This window comes from Vibrio sp. 2130-1, from assembly GCF_033339515.1.
The window spans coordinates 1-1,018 of sequence record NZ_JAWOUT010000092.1 but is presented as its reverse complement, the minus strand read 5'-3'; the positions used below and the strand labels follow the sequence as shown (position 1 = coordinate 1,018).

General features: G+C 47.0%; 1 protein-coding gene. It reads left to right on the top strand.

Annotated elements, in window-relative coordinates:
• Positions 1 to 2: 2 nt before the first annotated feature.
• Positions 3 to 1,018: SLC13 family permease (locus R7Q09_RS24425; protein ID WP_318143730.1), on the top strand; the 1,016-nt coding region annotated here is incomplete at its 3' end.

The following is a 1,018-nucleotide window of genomic DNA, read 5'->3' as shown; positions in this document are numbered from 1 at the left end:
TTATCACTTGTTTGCTTGTGACTAAGATTAAGCCGAGCTACGTTTTTGCTGGTGCAGCCTTTATTGCTTTCATGGCGGGAATGATGGATTCCACGACCATTGCTGCGAACTTTACCAACTCATCATTGTTAACTTTGGTCCTGCTGATTCTCGCTTCTTGTGCATTAGAAAAAACGTTACTGATCAGTTGGGTGAGCCGTAGTATTTCAGAAGGTCATTTAGGCAGTGTGATCGCCAAGCTTGGGTTATCGACCGCCTTACTGTCTTCCTTTACCAACAATACGGCCGTTGTTGTGTCTTTGATTGGTGCGATTAAACGCAATCAACAGCACGCGCCTTCTAAGCTACTGATTCCACTTTCTTACGCGGCGATATTTGGCGGCACATTAACGCTTATTGGTACTTCGACCAACCTTATTATTAATAGCTTTGTGGAAGATGCAGGGCTACCGAGTCTAAGCTTTTTTACTCCGACGATGATTGGCTTGGCTGTCTTAGCGGGTGGTCTTTTAATTCTTATTCCGCTGAGCTATTTGCTGCCAAGTTACGATGACCAAAACCAAGAAGACTTACCGTATTTCCTTGAATCTCGTGTTGAACCTGGTTCACCTTTGGTTGGCCGTACCATCAGTGAAAACAATCTGCGTGCACTGCGTAAGTTGTTTCTTGCAGAGGTGGTTCGTGATGGCGTGACGGTATCGTCAGTAGGCCCCGACTTCGTGCTGAAAGCGAAAGATCGTCTGTTGTTTTGTGGCGATGTCGAAAGTGTGGCGACCTTGCAAGAAATTCCGGGGCTGACGCTATTTGGGCAACAGCATTTGAATGGTCAAAACTTTATTGAAGTGGTGGTCAGCTCCTCTGCAACCTTCTGCCATAAGACTTTGAAAGAAAGCCGCTTCCGCGATCGTTTTGATGCGGTTGTTGTCGCCATTCGTCGTGGGCATGAGCGTTTAGAAGGTGGATTGGGCAGTATTACCTTAGCTCCGGGCGATACTTTAGTGTTGGTGCCGGGCAAGCG